At 72.3% G+C, this 17,513-nt stretch carries 13 protein-coding genes; 3 read left to right on the forward strand and 10 right to left on the reverse strand.

What is annotated here, in order from left to right; all coding sequences use genetic code 11:
* Nucleotides 1-102 precede the first annotated feature (102 nt).
* Together IE318_RS20525 and IE318_RS20530 are read right to left on the reverse strand one after the other, a co-directional pair.
* Complete coding sequence (locus tag IE318_RS20525; protein ID WP_189902410.1) at nt 103-2,436, reverse strand: GH92 family glycosyl hydrolase; 2,334 nt, start codon at nt 2,434-2,436, stop codon at nt 103-105.
* Nucleotides 2,437-2,488: 52 nt separating this feature from the next.
* Nucleotides 2,489-5,104, reverse strand: coding sequence for a PA14 domain-containing protein (locus tag IE318_RS20530; protein WP_189902412.1), 2,616 nt, complete (start codon nt 5,102-5,104; stop codon nt 2,489-2,491).
* A gap of 295 nt (nt 5,105-5,399) precedes the next feature.
* On the opposite strand from IE318_RS20530, the gene IE318_RS20535 reads away from it, so the two are divergent.
* The gene (locus IE318_RS20535) at nt 5,400-5,777 is read left to right on the forward strand and encodes a cupin domain-containing protein (protein WP_030178386.1); all 378 of its coding nucleotides are present in this window, start codon (nt 5,400-5,402) and stop codon (nt 5,775-5,777) included.
* 39 nt (nt 5,778-5,816) lie between these two features.
* Here IE318_RS20535 and glgC read toward each other — a convergent pair whose 3' ends face one another.
* The 3 genes from glgC to IE318_RS20550 form a co-directional block, all read right to left on the reverse strand.
* Complete coding sequence (gene glgC, locus IE318_RS20540; protein ID WP_189902413.1) at nt 5,817-7,037, reverse strand: glucose-1-phosphate adenylyltransferase; 1,221 nt, start codon at nt 7,035-7,037, stop codon at nt 5,817-5,819.
* A 50-nt stretch (nt 7,038-7,087) separates the two neighbouring features.
* Nucleotides 7,088-8,251, reverse strand: coding sequence for a glycogen synthase (glgA, locus tag IE318_RS20545; RefSeq protein WP_189902415.1), 1,164 nt, complete (start codon nt 8,249-8,251; stop codon nt 7,088-7,090).
* 155 nt (nt 8,252-8,406) lie between these two features.
* Entirely contained in the window at nt 8,407-9,162 is a 756-nt protein-coding gene (locus IE318_RS20550; protein WP_229903625.1) for a (2Fe-2S)-binding protein, read from the reverse strand.
* 211 nt (nt 9,163-9,373) lie between these two features.
* Between IE318_RS20550 and IE318_RS20555 the strand changes: the two genes are divergently transcribed.
* Complete coding sequence (locus IE318_RS20555; RefSeq protein ID WP_189902419.1) at nt 9,374-10,702, forward strand: DMT family transporter; 1,329 nt, start codon at nt 9,374-9,376, stop codon at nt 10,700-10,702.
* On the opposite strand, the gene IE318_RS20560 is transcribed toward IE318_RS20555, so the two are convergent.
* Nucleotides 10,692-12,002 carry a transglycosylase family protein gene (locus IE318_RS20560; protein ID WP_189902421.1) on the reverse strand — a complete coding sequence of 437 codons (1,311 nt, stop codon included), beginning with the start codon at nt 12,000-12,002 and terminating at the stop codon, nt 10,692-10,694. The two genes, IE318_RS20555 and IE318_RS20560, sit on opposite strands and share 11 nt — an antisense overlap.
* 317 nt (nt 12,003-12,319) lie before the next feature.
* On the opposite strand from IE318_RS20560, the gene gnd reads away from it, so the two are divergent.
* Nucleotides 12,320-13,759, forward strand: coding sequence for an NADP-dependent phosphogluconate dehydrogenase (gene gnd / locus IE318_RS20565; protein ID WP_030178398.1), 1,440 nt, complete (start codon nt 12,320-12,322; stop codon nt 13,757-13,759).
* Nucleotides 13,760-14,584: 825 nt separating this feature from the next.
* Here gnd and IE318_RS20570 read toward each other — a convergent pair.
* From IE318_RS20570 to IE318_RS20585, 4 genes are all read right to left on the reverse strand, one after another.
* Nucleotides 14,585-15,319 carry an aspartate/glutamate racemase family protein gene (locus tag IE318_RS20570; protein WP_229903626.1) on the reverse strand — a complete coding sequence of 245 codons (735 nt, stop codon included), beginning with the start codon at nt 15,317-15,319 and terminating at the stop codon, nt 14,585-14,587.
* Between the two features lie 5 nt (nt 15,320-15,324).
* On the reverse strand, nt 15,325-15,669 hold the full coding sequence (locus IE318_RS20575) for a GNAT family N-acetyltransferase (protein WP_189902423.1): 345 nt from the start codon (nt 15,667-15,669) through the stop codon (nt 15,325-15,327).
* A gap of 36 nt (nt 15,670-15,705) precedes the next feature.
* Complete coding sequence (gene panD / locus IE318_RS20580; RefSeq protein WP_189902425.1) at nt 15,706-16,125, reverse strand: aspartate 1-decarboxylase; 420 nt, start codon at nt 16,123-16,125, stop codon at nt 15,706-15,708.
* A 764-nt stretch (nt 16,126-16,889) separates the two neighbouring features.
* Nucleotides 16,890-17,513: a DJ-1/PfpI family protein gene (locus IE318_RS20585; RefSeq protein ID WP_189902428.1), complete on the reverse strand. Its 624-nt coding sequence runs from the start codon at nt 17,511-17,513 to the stop codon at nt 16,890-16,892.

The following is a 17,513-nucleotide window of genomic DNA, read 5'->3' on the forward strand; positions in this document are numbered from 1 at the left end:
CAACCGATTACGGTCAAGTACGATCAGGCTACGCTCAGTTAACACCAGATTAAGTCCCCGCCCCGCGGATCGGGGGCGGGACACCAACGGCACGGGGAAAAGTCACCTCAGCACGGGGGGCGCCGCCGCCTCGGACGTGCCCCACGCCGACGGCCGCGGGCCCACGGTGTGGCGCACGGTGCGCAGCGAGCGCAGCTCTTGGGTGGTCAGGTACGTCCGCTGGTGGGTCACCCCGTCGGTCTGCACCGTCTGGATGTAGCGGTTGTCCCGGGAGATGCCCGGCGCCGTGATGGTGAGGGCGCCACGCGGGTGGTAACGGCGGTCCAGCCGCAGGTCGACACGTTCGAAGACGGGCGTGGACAGCCCCCAGGTGTCGTAGCCGGGCTGCACCGGGAACAGGCCGATGGACGACAGCACGTCCCAGGCGGACATCGTGCCGAGGTCGTCGTTGCCGGTCAGTCCGGCCGGGGCGTCGGTGAACAGGGTCAGCGCGGCGTGCACCACGTCGGTGGTCTTCCACGGCTGCCCCGTCGACAGATAGCTGTACGGGGCGAGCAGGTCGGGCTCGTTCTGCGGGTTGTACCTGTCCGCGTTGTAGTAGGCGTACGGCCCGTTCACCCAGACGTCACGCGCGACGCGCTCCGGATCCTTCAGCAGCTCCCCGTAGGCGAAGAACGTGTCGAGCCGGTCGTTGGTGGGCCGCCGGCCGCCGATCAGGCGCACCAGGTCCGGCATGTCCTGCGGCACCAGCCACTGGTACTGCCAGGCGGTGCCCTCTTGGAAGCCCTCGCTCTGCGCCGGGTCGGCCGGTCCGGTGAAGGCGCCCGAGGTGTCCCGGGCGCGGAAGAACCCCGTCGACGCGTCGAACAGGTTGCGGTAGTTGCGGGAGCGGGCGGCGTACCGGTCGGCGTCCGCGCGGTGGCCGAGGGCGCGCGCCATCTGGGCCAGCATCGCGTCCGACAGCGCGTACTCCAGGGTCGCCGAGCCCCCGAAGGCGTAGTCGGAGTGGCCGGACTTGGGCGGCTCGTGGCCCCGGACGTAGGGGGCGTAACCGCGGGCGAGGTAGTCCGGGTTGGCGTCGCGGCCCACGGCCGGGGAGGCGGCGGGCGGCACTCCGTCGGCGTTCTTCCTCAGCGCCCGGTAGGCCCGCTCCTCGTAGCCGGCGAGCAGGCCCTGCTGGTAGGCGTTGGTCAGGAACGGGGTGACCGGGTCGCCCGTCATCACGTTCGTCTCCACGGTGCCGTAGCCCCACTTGGGCAGCCAGCCGCTCTCCTCGTCGATCCTGATGACGGAGATGGCCATGTCCCGGGACTCGCGGGGCGCGAGCAGGGCGAGGAGCTGGGCCTGGGTGCGGTAGGTGTCCCACAGCGACCAGTTCTGGTAGTACGTGAAGCCCTTCGCCCGGTGGATCCGCTGGTCCCAGCCGGTGTAGCGGCCGTCCGCGTCGCTGCCGACGTTGGGCCCGAGGAACACCCGGTACAGCGACGAGTAGAAGGTGCGGCGACGGGTGGTGTCGCCCCCGGTCACCCGTACGTCCGCCAGCCGCTTCTCCCACGCCCTCCGGGCCGCCTCGCGCACGGCGTCGAACGAACGGCCCCCCTCGGCGCGCAGATTGCCGGCCGCACCGGCCGCGTCGACGTACGACAGCGCAGTGGTCGCCTCGACGGTGCGGTCCCGCGTCGTGTCGAACCGCAGATAGGCGCCGCCGCGCCCGGACCGCGCACCGGCGGTGACGGTCGTGCCGTCCCAGGTGCCGTACGCGGTGAACGGCCGGTCGAACCGGGTGAGGGTGTACACGGTGTACGGCACGGTGTCCTTGCAGAAGCCGCGGCCGGTGATCGCGGTGCGCACGGTGCGGTCGTCCAGGATCTCCACCGTGGAGGCGACCGTCCGGTGCAGCGCCTGACCGGCGTTCAGCAGGACGTCGGCCTTGTCGGTGGCGGGGAACGTGTAGCGCTGCACGCCGGTGCGGGTGCCGGCGGTCAGCTCGGCCTCGACGCCGGAGTCCAGGCGGACCCGGTAGTAGCCGGGGGCCGCCGCCTCGTCCTCGTGGCGGAAACCCGCCGCGTACTTCGCGTAGTCCGTCTGTCTGACGTCACCGGTGGTCGGCAGGACCGGCAGGTCGCCGCCGAGACGGCAGCCGACGCCGGAGAGGTGGACCAGGGAGAAGCCGCGGATGCGGCTGTGGGCGTAGTCGTAGCCGGTGCTGTGGCCGGTGTCCGGCGAGAACTGCACCATGCCGAAGGGCACGGCCGCACCGGGGAAGGTGTTGCCTTCGTTCGCGGTGCCGATGAACGGGTTCACCAGGTCGGTGAACCGGGCGTCGCGCGGTGAGGCGGCCCGAGCGGCGGCGGGAGCGGCGGACAGCGCGGACGCTGTCACCGCTCCCGCCACGCACAGGCGGAGCGCCACAAGAAGGCGCCGGGTCCCTCTCATGCAGGAAGACCTCCGATGGAGACGTCATTGCCTGCATGATCGGGTCTGAGGGTCAGTCAGCCGGGCATCCCGCGGGTGTCGACCGCGACGCGTCGCGGATCAGCGCCTGCTGGGCGGCCCGCACCCGGGCCGCGTCCGGCTTGAGCACCTTGCGGTCGTAGGTCAGCAGGCCGTTGAGCTCGCCCTCGACATCACTGATCTGGGTGTAGACGGCGCCGTTGCTGCCGCGGCACACCAGTGCGCGCACCTCGTCGAGCTTCGACAGGTAGTCGTCGGTGTACGTCGCCGGGTCGACGTCGACGTAGCTCTGCTGCACCGACCAGGCGTGTCCGGGGACCGCCAGGCCGAGCCCGCCGTACTCGCCGCTGACCAGGGCCCGCTTGCCGTCCGGGTGGTGCGGCAGGGCGGGTGACGGATAGCCGTGCTCGTCGATGATGTCGCCGGCGCCGCCGTCGGTGCCCAGATTGATGCCGGACATGCCGTTGACCAGCCGGGTCGGGTCCCAGGACTTGGCCTGCCGGGCGATGCGGGCCTCGTCGTACTGGCCCCAGCCCTCGTTGAAGGTGACCCACATGACGACCGACGGGCTGCTGATGTGCTCGTCGATCATCTCCTTCATCTCCCGCTCGTACTCGGCCCGGGCGGCGGTGGACGGGTTGACGCCCGCGGTCATGGCGGGCATGTCCTGCCAGACCATCAGGCCGAGCCGGTCGGCCCAGTAGAACCAGCGGTCGGGTTCGACCTTGATGTGCTTGCGGACGGCGTTGAAGCCGAGCTGCTTGTGCACCTTCAGGTCGTACGCCAGTGCCTCGTCGGTGGGCGCGGTGTACAGGCCGTCGGGCCAGAAGCCCTGGTCGAGGGTGGCCATCATGAAGATCGGCTTGCCGTTGAGGACCGTGCGCGGGACGCCGTTCACGTTCTCGACGGCGACGGAGCGCATCCCGAAGTAGCTTCCGACCTCGTCGGCGCCGGCCCGCACCTTCAGGTTGTACAGGAACGGGTCGTCGGGCGACCACAGGTGCGGGTCCTGGATCGTCAGGGTGAGCGGGCCGCCGGTGCGGCCGCGGACCGTGGCGACCGGGCGCCTGCCGTCGTACGCCGTCGCCGTCACCGGTACGCCGTCGCGGACGCCCTGGGCCTCCACGGTCAGGGTGCCGTGCGCGACGTCCGGGGTGAGCTTGAGCGAGTCGACGTGGTCGGTGGCGACCGGCTCCATCCACACGGTCTGCCAGATGCCCGAGGTCGGGGTGTACCAGATGCCGCTCGGGTCCAGGCGCTGCTTGCCCAGCGGCGGGTTCTCGCCGCCGGAGGCGTCGGTCGGGTCGTAGACGCCGACGATCAGCTCCTGGGTGCGGCCGGGCTTCAGCGCGTCGGTGATGTCGGCGCTGAACTTGTCGTAGCCGCCCTGGTGTTCGGCCACCTTGGTGCCGTTGACGTAGACGTCGGCCTTCCAGTCGACCGCCCCGAAGTTCAGCCGGAGCCGCTTGCCGTGGCCGATGTGCCAGCCCGCCGGGACGGTGAAGGTGCGCCGGTACCACATGCGGTCCTCGTGCCGTTCGAGGCCGGAGAGCTGGGACTCCACCGGGTAGGGGACGAGGATCCGCTCGGACAGGGTCTTCCCCACGGGCGGCTGCTCGCCGGCTCCGGCGGCGGCGAACTGCCAGCGGCCGTTGAGGTTCTGCCAGTCGGGCCGGGTCAGCTGCGGGCGCGGGTACTCGGGCAGGGCGTTGTCCGGGCCCACCTGGTCGGTCCACTTGGTGCGCAGCTCGTACGTGGAGTGGTTGGGGCCGCTGCTCCAGAAGGCTCCCACGGCGGTGCCGTCGCCCGACGTCAGGCCGCCCTGGCCGTCGTAGCGGACGTCCGCGGTGCCCCGGGCGGTGCCGGTCTTGTTGCCGACGACCGGCTCCTTCAGGGTCACGAGCAGGGCGCGCGGGTCGGACGGGTCGGGCCGTACGGCGCCCAGCGGCCAGGTGGCCCCGCCGATCACGGCCCGCAGATGGTCGCCGAGGGCGGCGGGCGGGGCGGCGAGCCTCTGCGCGAAGTCGAGCTTCAGGGTGCGGCCGTCGGTGAGAACGGTGGTCGCGATCGCGCCGTCGTAGTCGTAGCCCTCGGGCAGCAGGAACGCCGACTGCGGGACGGCCTCCTTGGTGCCTCCGGGCTCGGTCCAGCGCACGTGGAGGTTGGAGCCGCCGTAGTGCTCGAAGTACTCGACCTTGATGTCGTAGGCCGTGCCGGCGGTCAGCTCCACCGGGGCGGAGGTCTGTTCCCTGTCCCAGTCGTCGACCCAGTGGTCGATGGTGAGCTTTCCGTCGACCCAGAGGCGGAAGCCGTTGTCGCCGGTGATCGAGAAGGTGTGGGCGCCGGTCTTCTCGGGGACGATCCGGCCGGTCCAGCGGACGCTGACGTCGTCGGACCGGCCGGTGGCGGCGGCCAGGCGGGGTTCGAGGTTGTCGAAGTCCAGAGTGGGGTCGAAGGTGGTGGCCTTGAGCTCGGCGAAGTCGAAGGCCCCCGGGGCGGACTGGGTGTAGTACTCGCCCTTGAGCCCGTGGATCTCCACGGGGTCGTCACCGGGGGCTGCGGTCGCGCCGGGCGCCGCGGTGAACGCGGCGAGGCCCAGGGCCGCTGCGAGCAGCAGCGCGAGTCGGTCTCTCAGACGTCTGGTGCGCACGATCCTCCTCGTGGCGAAGGAAACTGGCGGCTCTTGTTCGCTATTCCGCGAACTCGTTGTGCGGGATTGTGCGAACTGGTGCGGAATAACGTTGTCACGCGCACGGGCGTACGTCCAGGGACATGACAAGAAGAGCCGGGCGCGCGACCGGGATGCCCGGGCTTCCGGGGAGGTGCGCGCGGTCGGAGATCCAAGTGGACCCGGGGCCCGGGGGGCGCGCACCATGAGGGCGTCACTTCCACGTCGCGCGTGCCCGCGCGACGCGTCCTCCTCCGCGCGGAAGGGAGTGAACCGGATGCCCAAGGTCTCGCGGCACACCGCCACCCAGGGCGGCGACTACGGTCCGGTGGTCGACCACTCCGAGGATCTCGACCCCTATACGGTGGACTTCCTCACCTTCCGCGAGGACGTCGACCACACTCCGCTGCTCAAGGGGCTGCCGGAGGGCCGCTGCCAATGCCCGCACTGGGGCTACGTCTTCAAGGGCGAGCTGGTCTTCCGCTACCCCGACCGCGACGAGGTGTACCGGGCCGGGGAGGCGTTCTACGCCCCACCCGGGCACGTCCCCGTGCACACCGCGCCGGGCAGCGAGTACGTGCAGTTCAGCCCGTCCGAGGAGATGCGCCGGGCCAGCGCGGTCACCCTGAACCACTTCCCGCCGCTGTGCGGCTGAGGGGCGACCGCCCCGGCCTGAACCTCTCCGGTGCCGTGGCTACGGCACCCGCTGGCCCTTGCCCAGGGCGATGACCCCGCCCTTGGACACGGTGTACAGCTCCCCGTCCCGCTCCGGGTTGACGCCGATCGTCGCGCCGGGCGGCACCTCGACGTTCTTGTCCAGGACCGCCCCGCGCACGACCGCGCCCCGGCCGATGTGCACGTTGTCGTGCAGCACGGAGCCCTGGACCACCGCCCCCGGGTCGACCCGGACGCCCGGGGAGAGCACGGACCGTGTGACCTGCCCGCGGATCAGGCAGCCGGCGCTGATGATCGACTCCCCGGCGATGCCACCGGCGTTGAACCGGGCCGGCGAGAGCTGGTTGGAGTGGGTGTAGACGGGCCAGTCGCGGTTGTACAGGTTGAAGGCGGGGCGCTCGGCGATCAGGTCCATGTGGGCGTCGTAGTAGGCGTCGAGCGTGCCCACGTCCCGCCAGTAGCCCTGGTCCCGGCTGGTCTCACCGGGCACGTGGTTGGAGCTGAAGTCGTACAGCTGGGCCTCGCCGCGCTCGGTGAGCTGGGGCAGGATCGAGCCGCCCATGTCGTGCACCGATCGCTCGTCCTCGGCGTCCCGTTGCAGGGCGTCGATCAGCGCCTTGGTGGTGAACACGTAGTTGCCCATGGAGGCGAAGACCTGCTCGGGGTCGTCGGGCAGGCCCGGCGGGTCGGCGGGCTTCTCCAGGAAGCGCTGCACGGTGTGCCCGTCCGAACCCGGCGTGATCACCCCGAACGACGACGACTCGGAGCGCGGCACCCGGATGCCGGCGACCGTCACCCCGGCGCCGCCCTCGATGTGCTGCCGGAGCATCTGCCGCGGGTCCATGCGGTAGACGTGGTCGGCGCCGAAGACCGCCACGTAGTCGGGCTGCTCGTCGTAGATCAGGTTGAGCGACTGCAGGATCGCGTCGGCGCTGCCCAGGTACCAGCGGGGGCCGAGGCGCTGCTGCGCGGGGACCGGCGTGACGTAGTTGCCGAGCAGGCTCGACATGCGCCAGGTGGTGGTGATGTGCCGGTCCAGCGAGTGCGACTTGTACTGGGTCAGCACGCAGATGCGCAGGATGTCGCCGTTGACCAGGTTGGACAGGACGAAGTCGACCAGGCGATACGTTCCGCCGAAGGTGACCGCGGGTTTCGCGCGGTCCGCGGTCAGGGGCATCAGCCGTTTGCCCTCTCCGCCCGCAAGGACGATCCCGAGGACCGAAGGTCCACCACGCCGCATGGCCGCTCCCCTCACCCGATTGAACCACTACTGCCCCTGAGCAGGGAGGACTAAGCCTGTTTGAGGATCTCCTCGTACAGCCGCACCGTGCGCCGGGCGACCGCGTCCCAGCCGAACTCCGTCACCGCGCGCCGCCGCCCGGCCTCGCCCATCCGGCGCGCCGCCTCCGGATCGCCGAGCACCGCGTCGAGGGCGCGGGCCAGGGCCGCCTCGAAGTCGTCGTCGACGTCGACGAGTACCCCGGTCCGGCCGTCCTCGACCACTTCGGGAATCCCGCCGACCCGGGACGCCACGACGGGCGTGCCGCAGGCCATCGCCTCCAGGTTGACGATGCCGAGCGGCTCGTACACCGAGGGGCAGACGAAGACCGCGGCATGGGTGAGCAGCTGGATCACGTCCGGGCGCGGCAGCATCTGCGGGATCCAGTGCACGCCCGCGCGGACCCGGCTCAGCTCCTCGTACAGCTCGCGGAACTCCCGGTCGATCTCGGGCGTGTCGGGTGCGCCCGCACACAGCACGACCTGGGCCGCCGGGTCGATGTCCCGCACCGCGCGCAGCAGATGGGGCACGCCCTTCTGACGGGTGATGCGGCCGACGAACAGCACATAGGGGCGGTCCGGGTCGAGTCCGATCCGGGTGAGGGCGTCCGTACCGTGGTCGGGGCGGTAGAGGGTGGTGTCGATGCCGTTGTGGATGATGTGGACCCGGGCCGGGTCGAGGGCCGGGTAGCAGCCGAGGATGTCCTCGCGCATGGCACCGGAGACGGCGACCACGGCGTCGGCCGCCTCGATCGCGGTGCGCTCCGCCCAACTGGACAGCGCGTAGCCGCCGCCGAGCTGCTCGGCCTTCCAGGGGCGCAGTGGCTCCAGGGAGTGCGCGGTCAGCACGTGCGGCACGCCGTACAGAAGCTTGCCGAGGTGGCCGGCGAGGTTGGCGTACCAGGTGTGGGAGTGGACCAGTTCGCAGCCGTCCAGGCCGGCGGTCATGGCGAGGTCCACGGAGAAGGTGCGCAGGGCGTCGTTGGCGCCGTCCAGCGCCGACCAGGGGCGGTGGCGTACGACGCCGTCCGCCTTGTCCGCCGAGGACGCCTCCCCCCAGCAGTGCACCTCCAGGTCGACCAGGGGTCTCAGCTCCCGCGCCAGGAACTCCACATGGACACCCGCACCGCCGTACACGTCCGGCGGGTACTCCCGGGTCAGCAGTCCCACTCGCACCCGCAACCCCCTGTCTCGGCGGCCCCGTCGTCCCGTCGTGGCCGGTCGCGTGCGCCGGCCGTTGTCCGCCGGTCGCCGATCGTCGGTCGCTCGCTCGTCGTCGGTCGCTTGTCGGTCGCTGATCGCCGGCCGTGTCGCGCCGGTCGCCTTCATGGTCACTCAGATGCGGCTCGCGCGGAAGAGCGCGGGGCTCGTGTGAAACAACAGTCGCCGCAGACACCGCCGCCGGGGACCCGGTAGTACAGACAGCAGCTGCGCCGGCGGAAGCCCGTGTCGTCGAGTGTGCCCGTCCCGGCGAGCAGCGGGTGGGCGAGGAGCCGTGCGGCCAGGTCCCGGGCGTGGTCGCCGGCCCCGGGGCGGCCGTGGTCGCGCGCGAGGCGGGCCAGTTGGCGGGCGGCGCCTGCCAGCGCGGAGGCCGCGTTGCCCCGCGACAGGCCCGGGGCGAGGCGGTGGCGGACGCGCAGGGCCGCCGCCAGGGGTTGGAGGTGGCCGTGCAGGACGGCGTCCGCGAGGGTGTCCGCGTCGGCGGGCAGCCCGCGCACCCTGGTGAGCCACAGGTCGTCCGGTGCGCTGCCGGCGGGGGCCCAGCGGAGCAGGCGCGGGTCGAGGTCGGGGATGCGCCCGTACAGCACGGCGCAGCCGAGTACGGTCGACCACAGCCGGGCCATGAGCGCCTGCTGGGCCACCGACGCGGCGACCCGCGGCTCCGCGGCGCGGATGCCGTCGGCCACCCTGCGGACGCGCACCGCGAGGGGGTGCTCGTCGCTGCCGGAGGCCGCGTCGCCGTAGGCCTGGGCCAGGGTGAGCAGCGCGGCGCGCGGCGGCTCGCCCGTGCGCAGGACGAAGAAGCCGCCGAGGGAACGGAGGGCGGCGAGATCCGGGTCGAGGTCCACGAGGAGCAGTACTACCAAGTCCCTTAGGGGGTTCCACCAGGGGGTGTCCACCCTGTGTCGCCCACCCAGGGGAGGACTGGGCGCGATCCGTACTCCATCGGCAGTATGACCCATTGCGTGCTCAGGGACGACGACGGCAAGAGATCGGCACGGCAGGCTTGTGGACCATGGAAGCCGACCCTTCGCCGCGCCGGGCCCGCCGCCCCCGCGTCCCGCAGAGGAGCAGCTCATGAGCGCCCTCGCGCTGTCCGTGCTGCTGTCGCTCGTGTCCGCCGTCGCCTACGCCGGCGGCGCGATCGTGCAGGAGCGCGTCGCGGTGTCCGCCCCCGGCGAGCAGTACGCGCCGCTGCGCCGGCCCGCCTGGTGGGCGGCGGTCGCGCTGAACGGCCTCGGCGGGCTGCTGCACGTGGTGGCGCTGGCCTGCGGCCCGCTCAGCCTGGTCCAGCCGCTGGGCGCCCTGACCATCGTGTTCGCGCTGCCCATGGCCGCCCTCTTCGTCGGCCGTCGGGCGGGGGCCGCGGCGTGGCGGGGCGCGATCATGGCGACGGTGGGTCTGGCGGGTCTGCTGTCGCTGGTGGGCGCGTCCGACACGCAGTCGCTCAGCGCCGCGCAGCGCCTGGCCGTCGCCGTGGTCACCGGCGGTGCGGTGGTGGCGCTGACGGTCGCCGGCCGGGCCGCGCACCGGCATCCAGCGGTGCGCAGCGTGCTGCTCGCCACCGGCTCCGGCATCGCCTTCGGCATGTCCTCGGTGTTCACCAAGACGGTCGCGGTGGACTGGAGCGACGGCGTCTCGGCGGCGGATCTGCCGTCCCTGGCCGCGATAGGCGTCCTCGCCACGGCGGGCATGCTGCTGTCGCAGGCGTCGTACCGCGGCGGCGGCCTGGCCGCGCCGCTGGCCACGCTGACGGTGGTGAACCCGGTGGTGGCGGCGGCGGTCGGCATCACGATGTTCGGTGAGACCTTCCGCTACGGCACCACCGGCACCGTGCTCGCCCTGGGCTGCGGCGTGGTGGCCACCGGCGGCCTGATCCTGCTGACCACCGAACGCCTCGAGAGCGCGGACGAGTCGCTGCCGGCCGGTGAGACGGCGGTGGCAGGTCCGGCGTCGGAGGGCCTGGCACTGGGAGGCCTGGCGCTGGGAGGCCTGGCGCCGCAAGAGCAGATCCCGGACGAGGTGCCCGCGACCGGGACGCTGCCGAACGGGACACGGGCACCCGAGGTCTCCGTTCCCGGGCAGGCCGACACGGAGCCGACGGACACCCTCGTCCCCGCCGCGCCGTCCCCCGGGGCGGCGGGCATCGGCGCGGCAGGCATCGGCGGGGCGGGCATCGGCGCGGCGGGCGCCAAGACGGCAGGCGCCGGGGCAGCGGCGGAGATCGGTCGCGGGCCGGGCGGGGGCGAAGCGCCGCCTTCCCCCGGCGTCTTCCACGCCGGTCCGTACTGCCCCGGCCCGCTCTGCGGTGTCCCCTTCTACGGCGGGGCGTACGTCCCGATGCCCGTCCTGGCCCGGCGCCGTTCCGGCGTCGGCGTCCGCGTCCGCGTCCGCGTCAGATCGTGACGCCGCCGGCCCGGAGATAGGCGACCGGGTCGATGTCCGTACCGAAACCGGGCCCCGTCCGCACCTCGAAGTGCAGATGTGGGCCCGTCACGTTGCCCGTGGCCCCCGAGCGCCCTATGCGCTGTCCGGCGGTGACCGTCTGCCCGGCCCGCACGGAGATCGCCGACAGATGCCCGTACTGGGTGTAGCGGCCGTCGGCGTGCCGGATCACCACCTGGTAGCCGTAGGCCCCGCCCCACCCGGCGTCGACCACCCGGCCGGCCGCGGCCGCGTGCACGGACGTCCCGGTGGGCACCTCGAAGTCGACGCCGGTGTGGTAGCCCTTCGACCAGTGGGATCCTCCCACGCGGTAGCCCGTGCCGAGCGGACCCCGCACGGGGGCGACGAGGGTGTGCGAAGCGGTGTGGGGCCGGCCGGCCCTGCTCGTCTCGCTCCGGTCGCCCCGGGTGGCGGGCTCGGTCCCGGTCCGGCCGGACGGACGCGTGGCGGTGGAGCTCTCCTTGGCGGCCGGATGGTCCGTGCGGGCCGGCTGGGTCGTCCGGCCGGTGCGGAGGGACAGGCGCTGGCCCGGCAGGATCAGATCCGGGTCGTCGCCGACCGTGGCGCGGTTGGCGGCGTACAACTGGTGCCAGCCGCCCCGGACGTGACGCTCCTCGGCGATCCCGGAGAGGGTGTCGCCGCGGACCACCGTGTACATCTCGGCCCGACCGGCGCGGGACTGTGGTGTGGTCTGCGGCCGCACGTCACGGACCGAACTCCCGTCGCGCCCAGTGCCCTTGGAGCCGTTGGAGCCGTTGGAGCCTTCGCTGACCCTGGGTCCGTCGTGGCCCTTGGAGCCGTCCGTGCCCGCGGTGCTCGTGCTGCCCCGGCTGTGCGCGGGCCGGGCCGCCGTGCCGTCCGGGTGGACGCCGGGGTCGCCGCCGCCGCGGGTCAGACCGGCCCGCACCGAGCACACCGGCCAGGCGCCGGGTCCCTGGCCGTCGAGCACCTTCTCCGCGATCGCGATCTGCTGATCCCTGGTGGCCAGGTCGGCGCGCGGCGCGTACCGCGTGCCGCCGTACGCCTCCCAGGTGGACCTGGTGAACTGCAGACCGCCGTAGAAACCGTTGCCGGTGTTGATGCTCCAGTCGCCGCTCGACTCGCAGGCGGCGACCTTGTTCCAGGTGGAGGCGTCGGCCGCGTGGGCGGCGCCGGCGCCGATGAGCGGGAGGGCCATGCCGGCGCCGCCCGCGGTGACGGTGAGCGAGGCGCGGTTGATCCTGTTGGGCTGGTACCGGCGGTGCCGGCCGCGTGCGGCCATGACTGAAGCCCCCCTCGCCATGCGTCAGGAGGGGCAAAAGTAAATGCCGCGAACGAGCCATGACAAGACGGCTGTCGGCCGCTTCTGCGGCACAAGTGGCCGATAGGAGGCTTCCGTTGGCCGGATCGGTTGTTTTCGCCGGTCGGATCGGCCGTGTCCGCGCTGAGGCAACGGGCAGATGCGGTACGTAAGGGAGGATGTCGTGGACGTGCCCTGCGGCGGACCGGGCCCGGATGTGCGGTACCTGCGGGGGCGCGCCAGGATGGTCGAAGGGGTTCCAGCCGATGATCCACCGGATTCCTTGAGGAGCAGGCGGTATGAGCACAACAGCCCAGATCGGCGTGACGGGGCTCGCGGTCATGGGCCGCAACCTCGCCCGAAACTTCGCGCGCAACGGCTACACGGTCGCGCTGCACAACCGGACGGTGGCGCGGACGCACGAGCTGGTGGAGGAGTTCGGGCACGAGGGCGACTTCGTCGCGACGGAGACCGCCAAGGAGTTCGTGGCGGCGCTGGAGCGGCCGCGCCGCCTGGTGATCATGGTCAAGGCGGGCGAGCCGACGGACGCGGTGATCCAGGAGTTCGCTCCGCTGCTGGAGCCCGGCGACATGATCATCGACGGCGGCAACGCGCACTTCGCGGACACCCGGCGCCGCGAGCGTGAGCTGCGCGAACAGGGCATCCACTTCGTCGGCACGGGCATCTCCGGCGGCGAGGAGGGCGCGCTGCACGGGCCCAGCATCATGCCGGGCGGCTCGACGGAGTCGTACGGCTCGCTGGGCCCGATGCTGGAGAAGATCTCCGCGAAGGCGAAGGACGGCGCGCCGTGCGTCACGCACATCGGCCCGGACGGTGCCGGTCACTTCGTGAAGATGGTGCACAACGGCATCGAGTACGCCGACATGCAGCTGATCGGCGAGGCGTACCAGCTGCTGCGCGAGGTGGCCGGGTACTCCCCCGCCCAGATCGCGGAGATCTTCCGCACCTGGAACACCGGGCGGCTGGACTCGTATCTGATCGAGATCACCGCCGAGGTGCTGTCCCACGTGGACGCGGCGACGGGCAAGCCGTTCGTGGACGTGGTGACGGACCAGGCCGAGCAGAAGGGCACGGGCCGCTGGACGGTGCAGATCGCCCTCGACCTGGGCGTACCGGTGTCCGGCATCGCGGAGGCGGTCTTCGCGCGGTCCCTGTCCGGGCACGCGGCGCTGCGGGAGGCCTCGCGCTCCCTGGCCGGTCCTAAGGCCTCCCCGCTGTCCGAGGCGGAGGCGGCGGCCTTCGCGGACCGGGTGGAGCAGGCGCTGTACGCCTCGAAGATCGTCTCGTACACGCAGGGCTTCCACGAGATCGCGGCGGGCAGCGAGGAGTACGGCTGGGACATCGACCTCGGTGCCGTCTCCGCCATCTGGCGCGGCGGCTGCATCATCCGCGCGGCCTTCCTGGACCGTATCCGCGCCGCGTACGACGCCCGCCCCGACCTGCCGAGCCTCCTCTCCGACGAGACCTTCGCCCAGGAGATCGCGGCGGCCCAGGACGACTGGCGCGAGGTGCTGGTCGCGGCGACGCGGCAGGGCGTACCGACGCCCGGCTTCTCGGCGGCGCTGGCCTACTACGACGCCCTGCGCGCCGAGCGGCTGCCGGCCGCCCTGACCCAGGGCCAGCGAGACTTCTTCGGCGCGCACACCTACCGGCGCGTGGACCGGGACGGCTCCTTCCACACGCTGTGGGGCGGTGACCGGTCGGAGGTGAGCGCGTAGGAGCGGGAGGCTCGAACGCACGAGGACGGTGGGCGGCCGGGGGCCGCCCACCGTCGGCGTGCAGGGGACGCCCTGCCCTCAGGTGAGAGGCGGCCCCGGCTCGGGACTCGGCACGGGCTCCGGGCCCGGTGGAATCGGGGACGGGGAGGGCTCGGGCGGCCCGGGCTGCGGCGGTGTGGGCACGGGACCCGGAGGTGGCGGCCCGGGCGCCGGGGGCGGGGTCGGCTCCGGGGGCGGGGTCGGCCCGGGACCCGGCGGTGGTCCCGGAACCGGGGGCGGCTCGGGAACGGGGTGCGGCTCCGGGACCGGATGCGGCTCGGGAGCCGGGTGCGGCTCCGGTTGCGGCTCGGGATGCTGGGGGTCCGGGCCCGGCGTGGGTGGCGGCGAAACAGGGTCGGGGTAGGGATTCGTCATGGCGTTCCGTCCTCCAGCCAGTCGTTCGACATCGGCTCTGGACTACTCCCCCGCCTACCCGACGCCCGCCCGGCCAGTCACCCATGGGCACGAGCCCGAGGACCCGGGTGGGCTCACAGGGCGCGACTGCGAGGGGCGTGGGCCGGCCTCGTGAACGCGGCGGCCTCTGGGGTTTCGGCGGCCTGCACGGATTCGGAGACCGCCGCGGTCTCTGCGGTCTCTGCGATCTCTGCGGTCTCTGCGGTCTCTTCGCCTCCGCGGTCCCGGCGGCCCCTGCCGCCTCTGCGAACTCTGCGGTCTCGGCGGCCTCTGCGGTCTCGGCGGCCTCCGGAGTCTCGGCGGCCTGCGCAATCCCGACCCGCCTCCGCGATCCGGCTACCCGGGGATCGATCCGGCTACCCGGGGACCTCGTCAGCCCGGGAGCTCAGCGGCCTTCGGGATCCCGGCCGCCGCCGGGCTCTCGGCAGGCGGCGCGGTCTCGGTCGGCGGCGCGGTCCCGGCCGCCCTTGCCGCTGCCGCGAGTCCGGGGCGGGGGCTGGAGAGGGTCGGGACGGGTGTCGTGGTCAGGTGCTGGGCAGGGGCCATGGATGCCTGGGCGAGGACGATCACGTCGGCGTCGGCGGGGCCGATCGCGTCGGCCGCGCTCGCCACCTCGCGGACGTACCCCTCGGTGTCGCCGGCCTCGAAACGTGCCCAGGCGCTGTCGACGAGGAGGGGGCGGACGCTGACGGGCCGACCGGCGCGGCGCGCCTCGTCCTCGATGAGCGCGACGGTCGGTGCGAGGGTGCTCTCGACCGTGGCGACGACGACCACGCGCGGGCCGGCTGCCACCGCCGCGGCGGCCATGGGCCGGTCCACCCGCAGCACCGGCACCTCTAGTCCGGCGCCGATCGTCTCTGCGACGCCGCCGATGGTCGAGCAGGTGCACAGCACCGCGCGGGCGCCCTCGGCGACGGCGCGGTGCAGCACCGCCCGGACCTCGTCCGTCACCGCGTCCGGACCCTCCCGGCGGGCCCGGCGCAGCAGTTCCTCGTCGACGAAGTGCCGCAGTCGCAGGTGCGGATGGTGCTCGTCGCGCAGCGCGTCGAAGACCGGGACGTGCACCGGCGAGGTGTGCAGCAGAGCGACCTCCGTCCGGGCGCCCATGGCGTTCAGAACCGTCCCGGATGTGCCGCGAGCCAGGCCCGTGCGGCGTCCAGCAGCTCGGGGTCGGCCGCCGGGGCCTCCTCCGGGTGGCGTTCGGCCCACCCGACGACGTACGGGCAGAGCGGGGCGACGGTGGTGTCCTCGCGCCGTGCCGTGGCGTAGATCTCGCGCGCCAGCGAGCCCGCGATGCCCTTGCCCTCGTGGGCCGGCTCCACGATCGTGTGCACGGGCACCAGCGCGCGCCGGGGCTCGTCCAGGACGAAGTACTCGATGCGGCCCACCACTTCACCGTCGGCGACCGCCTCCAGGCGGCCGGCCGCTCGGTCGTCGCGGATGTCGATGTCACTCATCGGCCGGCTCCTCCTGGACGTGTCGTTCGGCGGCGGTCAGGCCGGTACGGCCTGCGGGCTGCGCTGCTGGTCCGTGCCCGGTACGGGGGCGGACGGGTCGGCTCCCAGTTCCACGATCCGGTTGTCGGCGTCCACGTGCACGACCCGCGGCTTCAGCGTCCGCGCCTCGGCGTCGGTCACCTGAGCGTAGCTGATGATGATCACGAGATCACCGGGGTGCACGAGGTGCGCCGCCGCACCGTTGATACCGACGACCCCCGATCCCCGCTCGCCCTCGATGACGTAGGTCTCCAGCCGGGACCCGTTGGTGATGTCCACGATGTGCACGAGCTCACCGGGCAGCAGATCCGCCGCGTCGAGCAGGTCCGCGTCGATGGTCACCGATCCCACGTAGTGCAGGTCGGCCTGGGTTACGGTGGCGCGGTGGATCTTGGACTTGAACATGGTACGAAGCACGGAGAAACTCCCGGTTTGTCTGCTCCCTGCCCGCTTTTTGCAGGTCAAGGGCGGTCTTCGGAGCGTACAACGATTCGCATGTTCGGTCAGCTGTCCCCGGGTGTTTCAGGACTCACACTGACCCGTTGCTGACTTTCCGCGCGTAGGACTCCACCCTCGCTTCGACTGCCGTATCCGTCATCGCCTACTGCGTCTGCGCGTCGCAGACCTTGCCCGCCGAGTCCCACATCCGCGCGGGCGGCGCCTTGAACACCGTACGGCCACTGTCACGGATGGTCTTCTTTTCCTCCGTCGTCGGCCGGCTCGGCGTCGGCGGCGAGCCGACCGCTGGGTGAGATCGACGCGCACCGTCACCGAGCCCTCGGCGCGCGACAAGGCATCGGGTCTGCCTGCCCAGCCAATGCCCAGGCGGGCAGGACCGATTCGAGAACCTCGAACCTGCTTTTCCCGAGCTCGATCGGTGCGGCGGAGGCACAACGCCGCAGCGCGGTCGGCTGCCGGCCGGTCGTCAGGCCGCATTCCTCGGCGGCGCCGTGGAGACCGCCGCCAAGGCGATGGCGAGGGAGCCGGCGCCTTTGCCGAGAAGCGCGGCAGTAGCCACCGGCGAAAGACTTCCGCAGGTGGACCGACTTCGGCATCAGCCAACTGGCGCCACGTGAAGCCCTTGGCCAGTCCGCCGGAAACGATCGCAGGCGGCCCGCGAACGACCAGGCAGGCTGCCGGGGCACGGCTTCCTGGCCAGTCACTGCCTGTGCCTGGTCGTTTCAGACGAGCGCCGGCGCGGGAGCGGGCAGGTAGGGGGTGACGTTGCGCCACGCGCGCTCGACGTATTCCTCCTTCTCGCCGACCGGGGCGACATAGTGCAGTGCGCTTTCGGCGGCGTCGTTGCCCTCGAGGCGGGCGATGATCCAGGCGGCGAGGTAGTGCGAGGCGAGGCAGCCGCCGGCGGTGGCGATGTTGTTCTTGGCGTAGAAGGGCTGGTTGAGCACCTCGACGCCGGCGGCGATGACCCATGGCTTGGTGGTCAGGTCGGTGCAGGCGGGGATGTCGTTCAGCAGGCCGAGCTTGGCCAGCACGAGCGCGCCGGAGCACTGCGCGGCGATGAGTTGGCGCGAGGGGTCCAGGCCGCGCAGGATGTTCATGATCGCCTGGTCTTCGACGACCTCGCGGGTGGCGATGCCACTGCCGACGATGACGGCGTCAGCGGCGCACGCCTCCTCAAGAGTGGACATCTGCTCGATGGTCACCCCGTTCATCGACGTCACCTTGGGGCTGGGGGTGGCGATGGTGACGCGCCAGCCGTCGGTCTTGATGCGGTTGAGTACACCGAGCGCGATCAGGGAGTCCAGCTCGTTGTAGCCCTCGAAGGTGAGGATGGCGATGTGCAC

The organism is Streptomyces spiralis, assembly GCF_014654675.1.
Lineage (GTDB): Bacteria > Actinomycetota > Actinomycetes > Streptomycetales > Streptomycetaceae > Streptomyces > Streptomyces spiralis.

Bases quoted from the DNA above. Each gene is read 5' to 3' on its own strand.
- IE318_RS20525 (WP_189902410.1), bottom strand. From the start codon at position 2,436: ATGAGAGGGACCCGGCGCCTTCTTGTGGCGCTCCGCCTGTGCGTGGCG.
- IE318_RS20535 (WP_030178386.1), top strand. From the start codon at position 5,400: ATGCCCAAGGTCTCGCGGCACACCGCCACCCAGGGCGGCGACTACGGT.
- glgC (WP_189902413.1), bottom strand. From the start codon at position 7,037: ATGCGGCGTGGTGGACCTTCGGTCCTCGGGATCGTCCTTGCGGGCGGA.
- IE318_RS20555 (WP_189902419.1), top strand. From the start codon at position 9,374: ATGAGCGCCCTCGCGCTGTCCGTGCTGCTGTCGCTCGTGTCCGCCGTC.
- IE318_RS20560 (WP_189902421.1), bottom strand. From the start codon at position 12,002: ATGGCCGCACGCGGCCGGCACCGCCGGTACCAGCCCAACAGGATCAAC.
- gnd (WP_030178398.1), top strand. From the start codon at position 12,320: ATGAGCACAACAGCCCAGATCGGCGTGACGGGGCTCGCGGTCATGGGC.
- IE318_RS20570 (WP_229903626.1), bottom strand. From the start codon at position 15,319: ATGGGCGCCCGGACGGAGGTCGCTCTGCTGCACACCTCGCCGGTGCAC.
- IE318_RS20575 (WP_189902423.1), bottom strand. From the start codon at position 15,669: ATGAGTGACATCGACATCCGCGACGACCGAGCGGCCGGCCGCCTGGAG.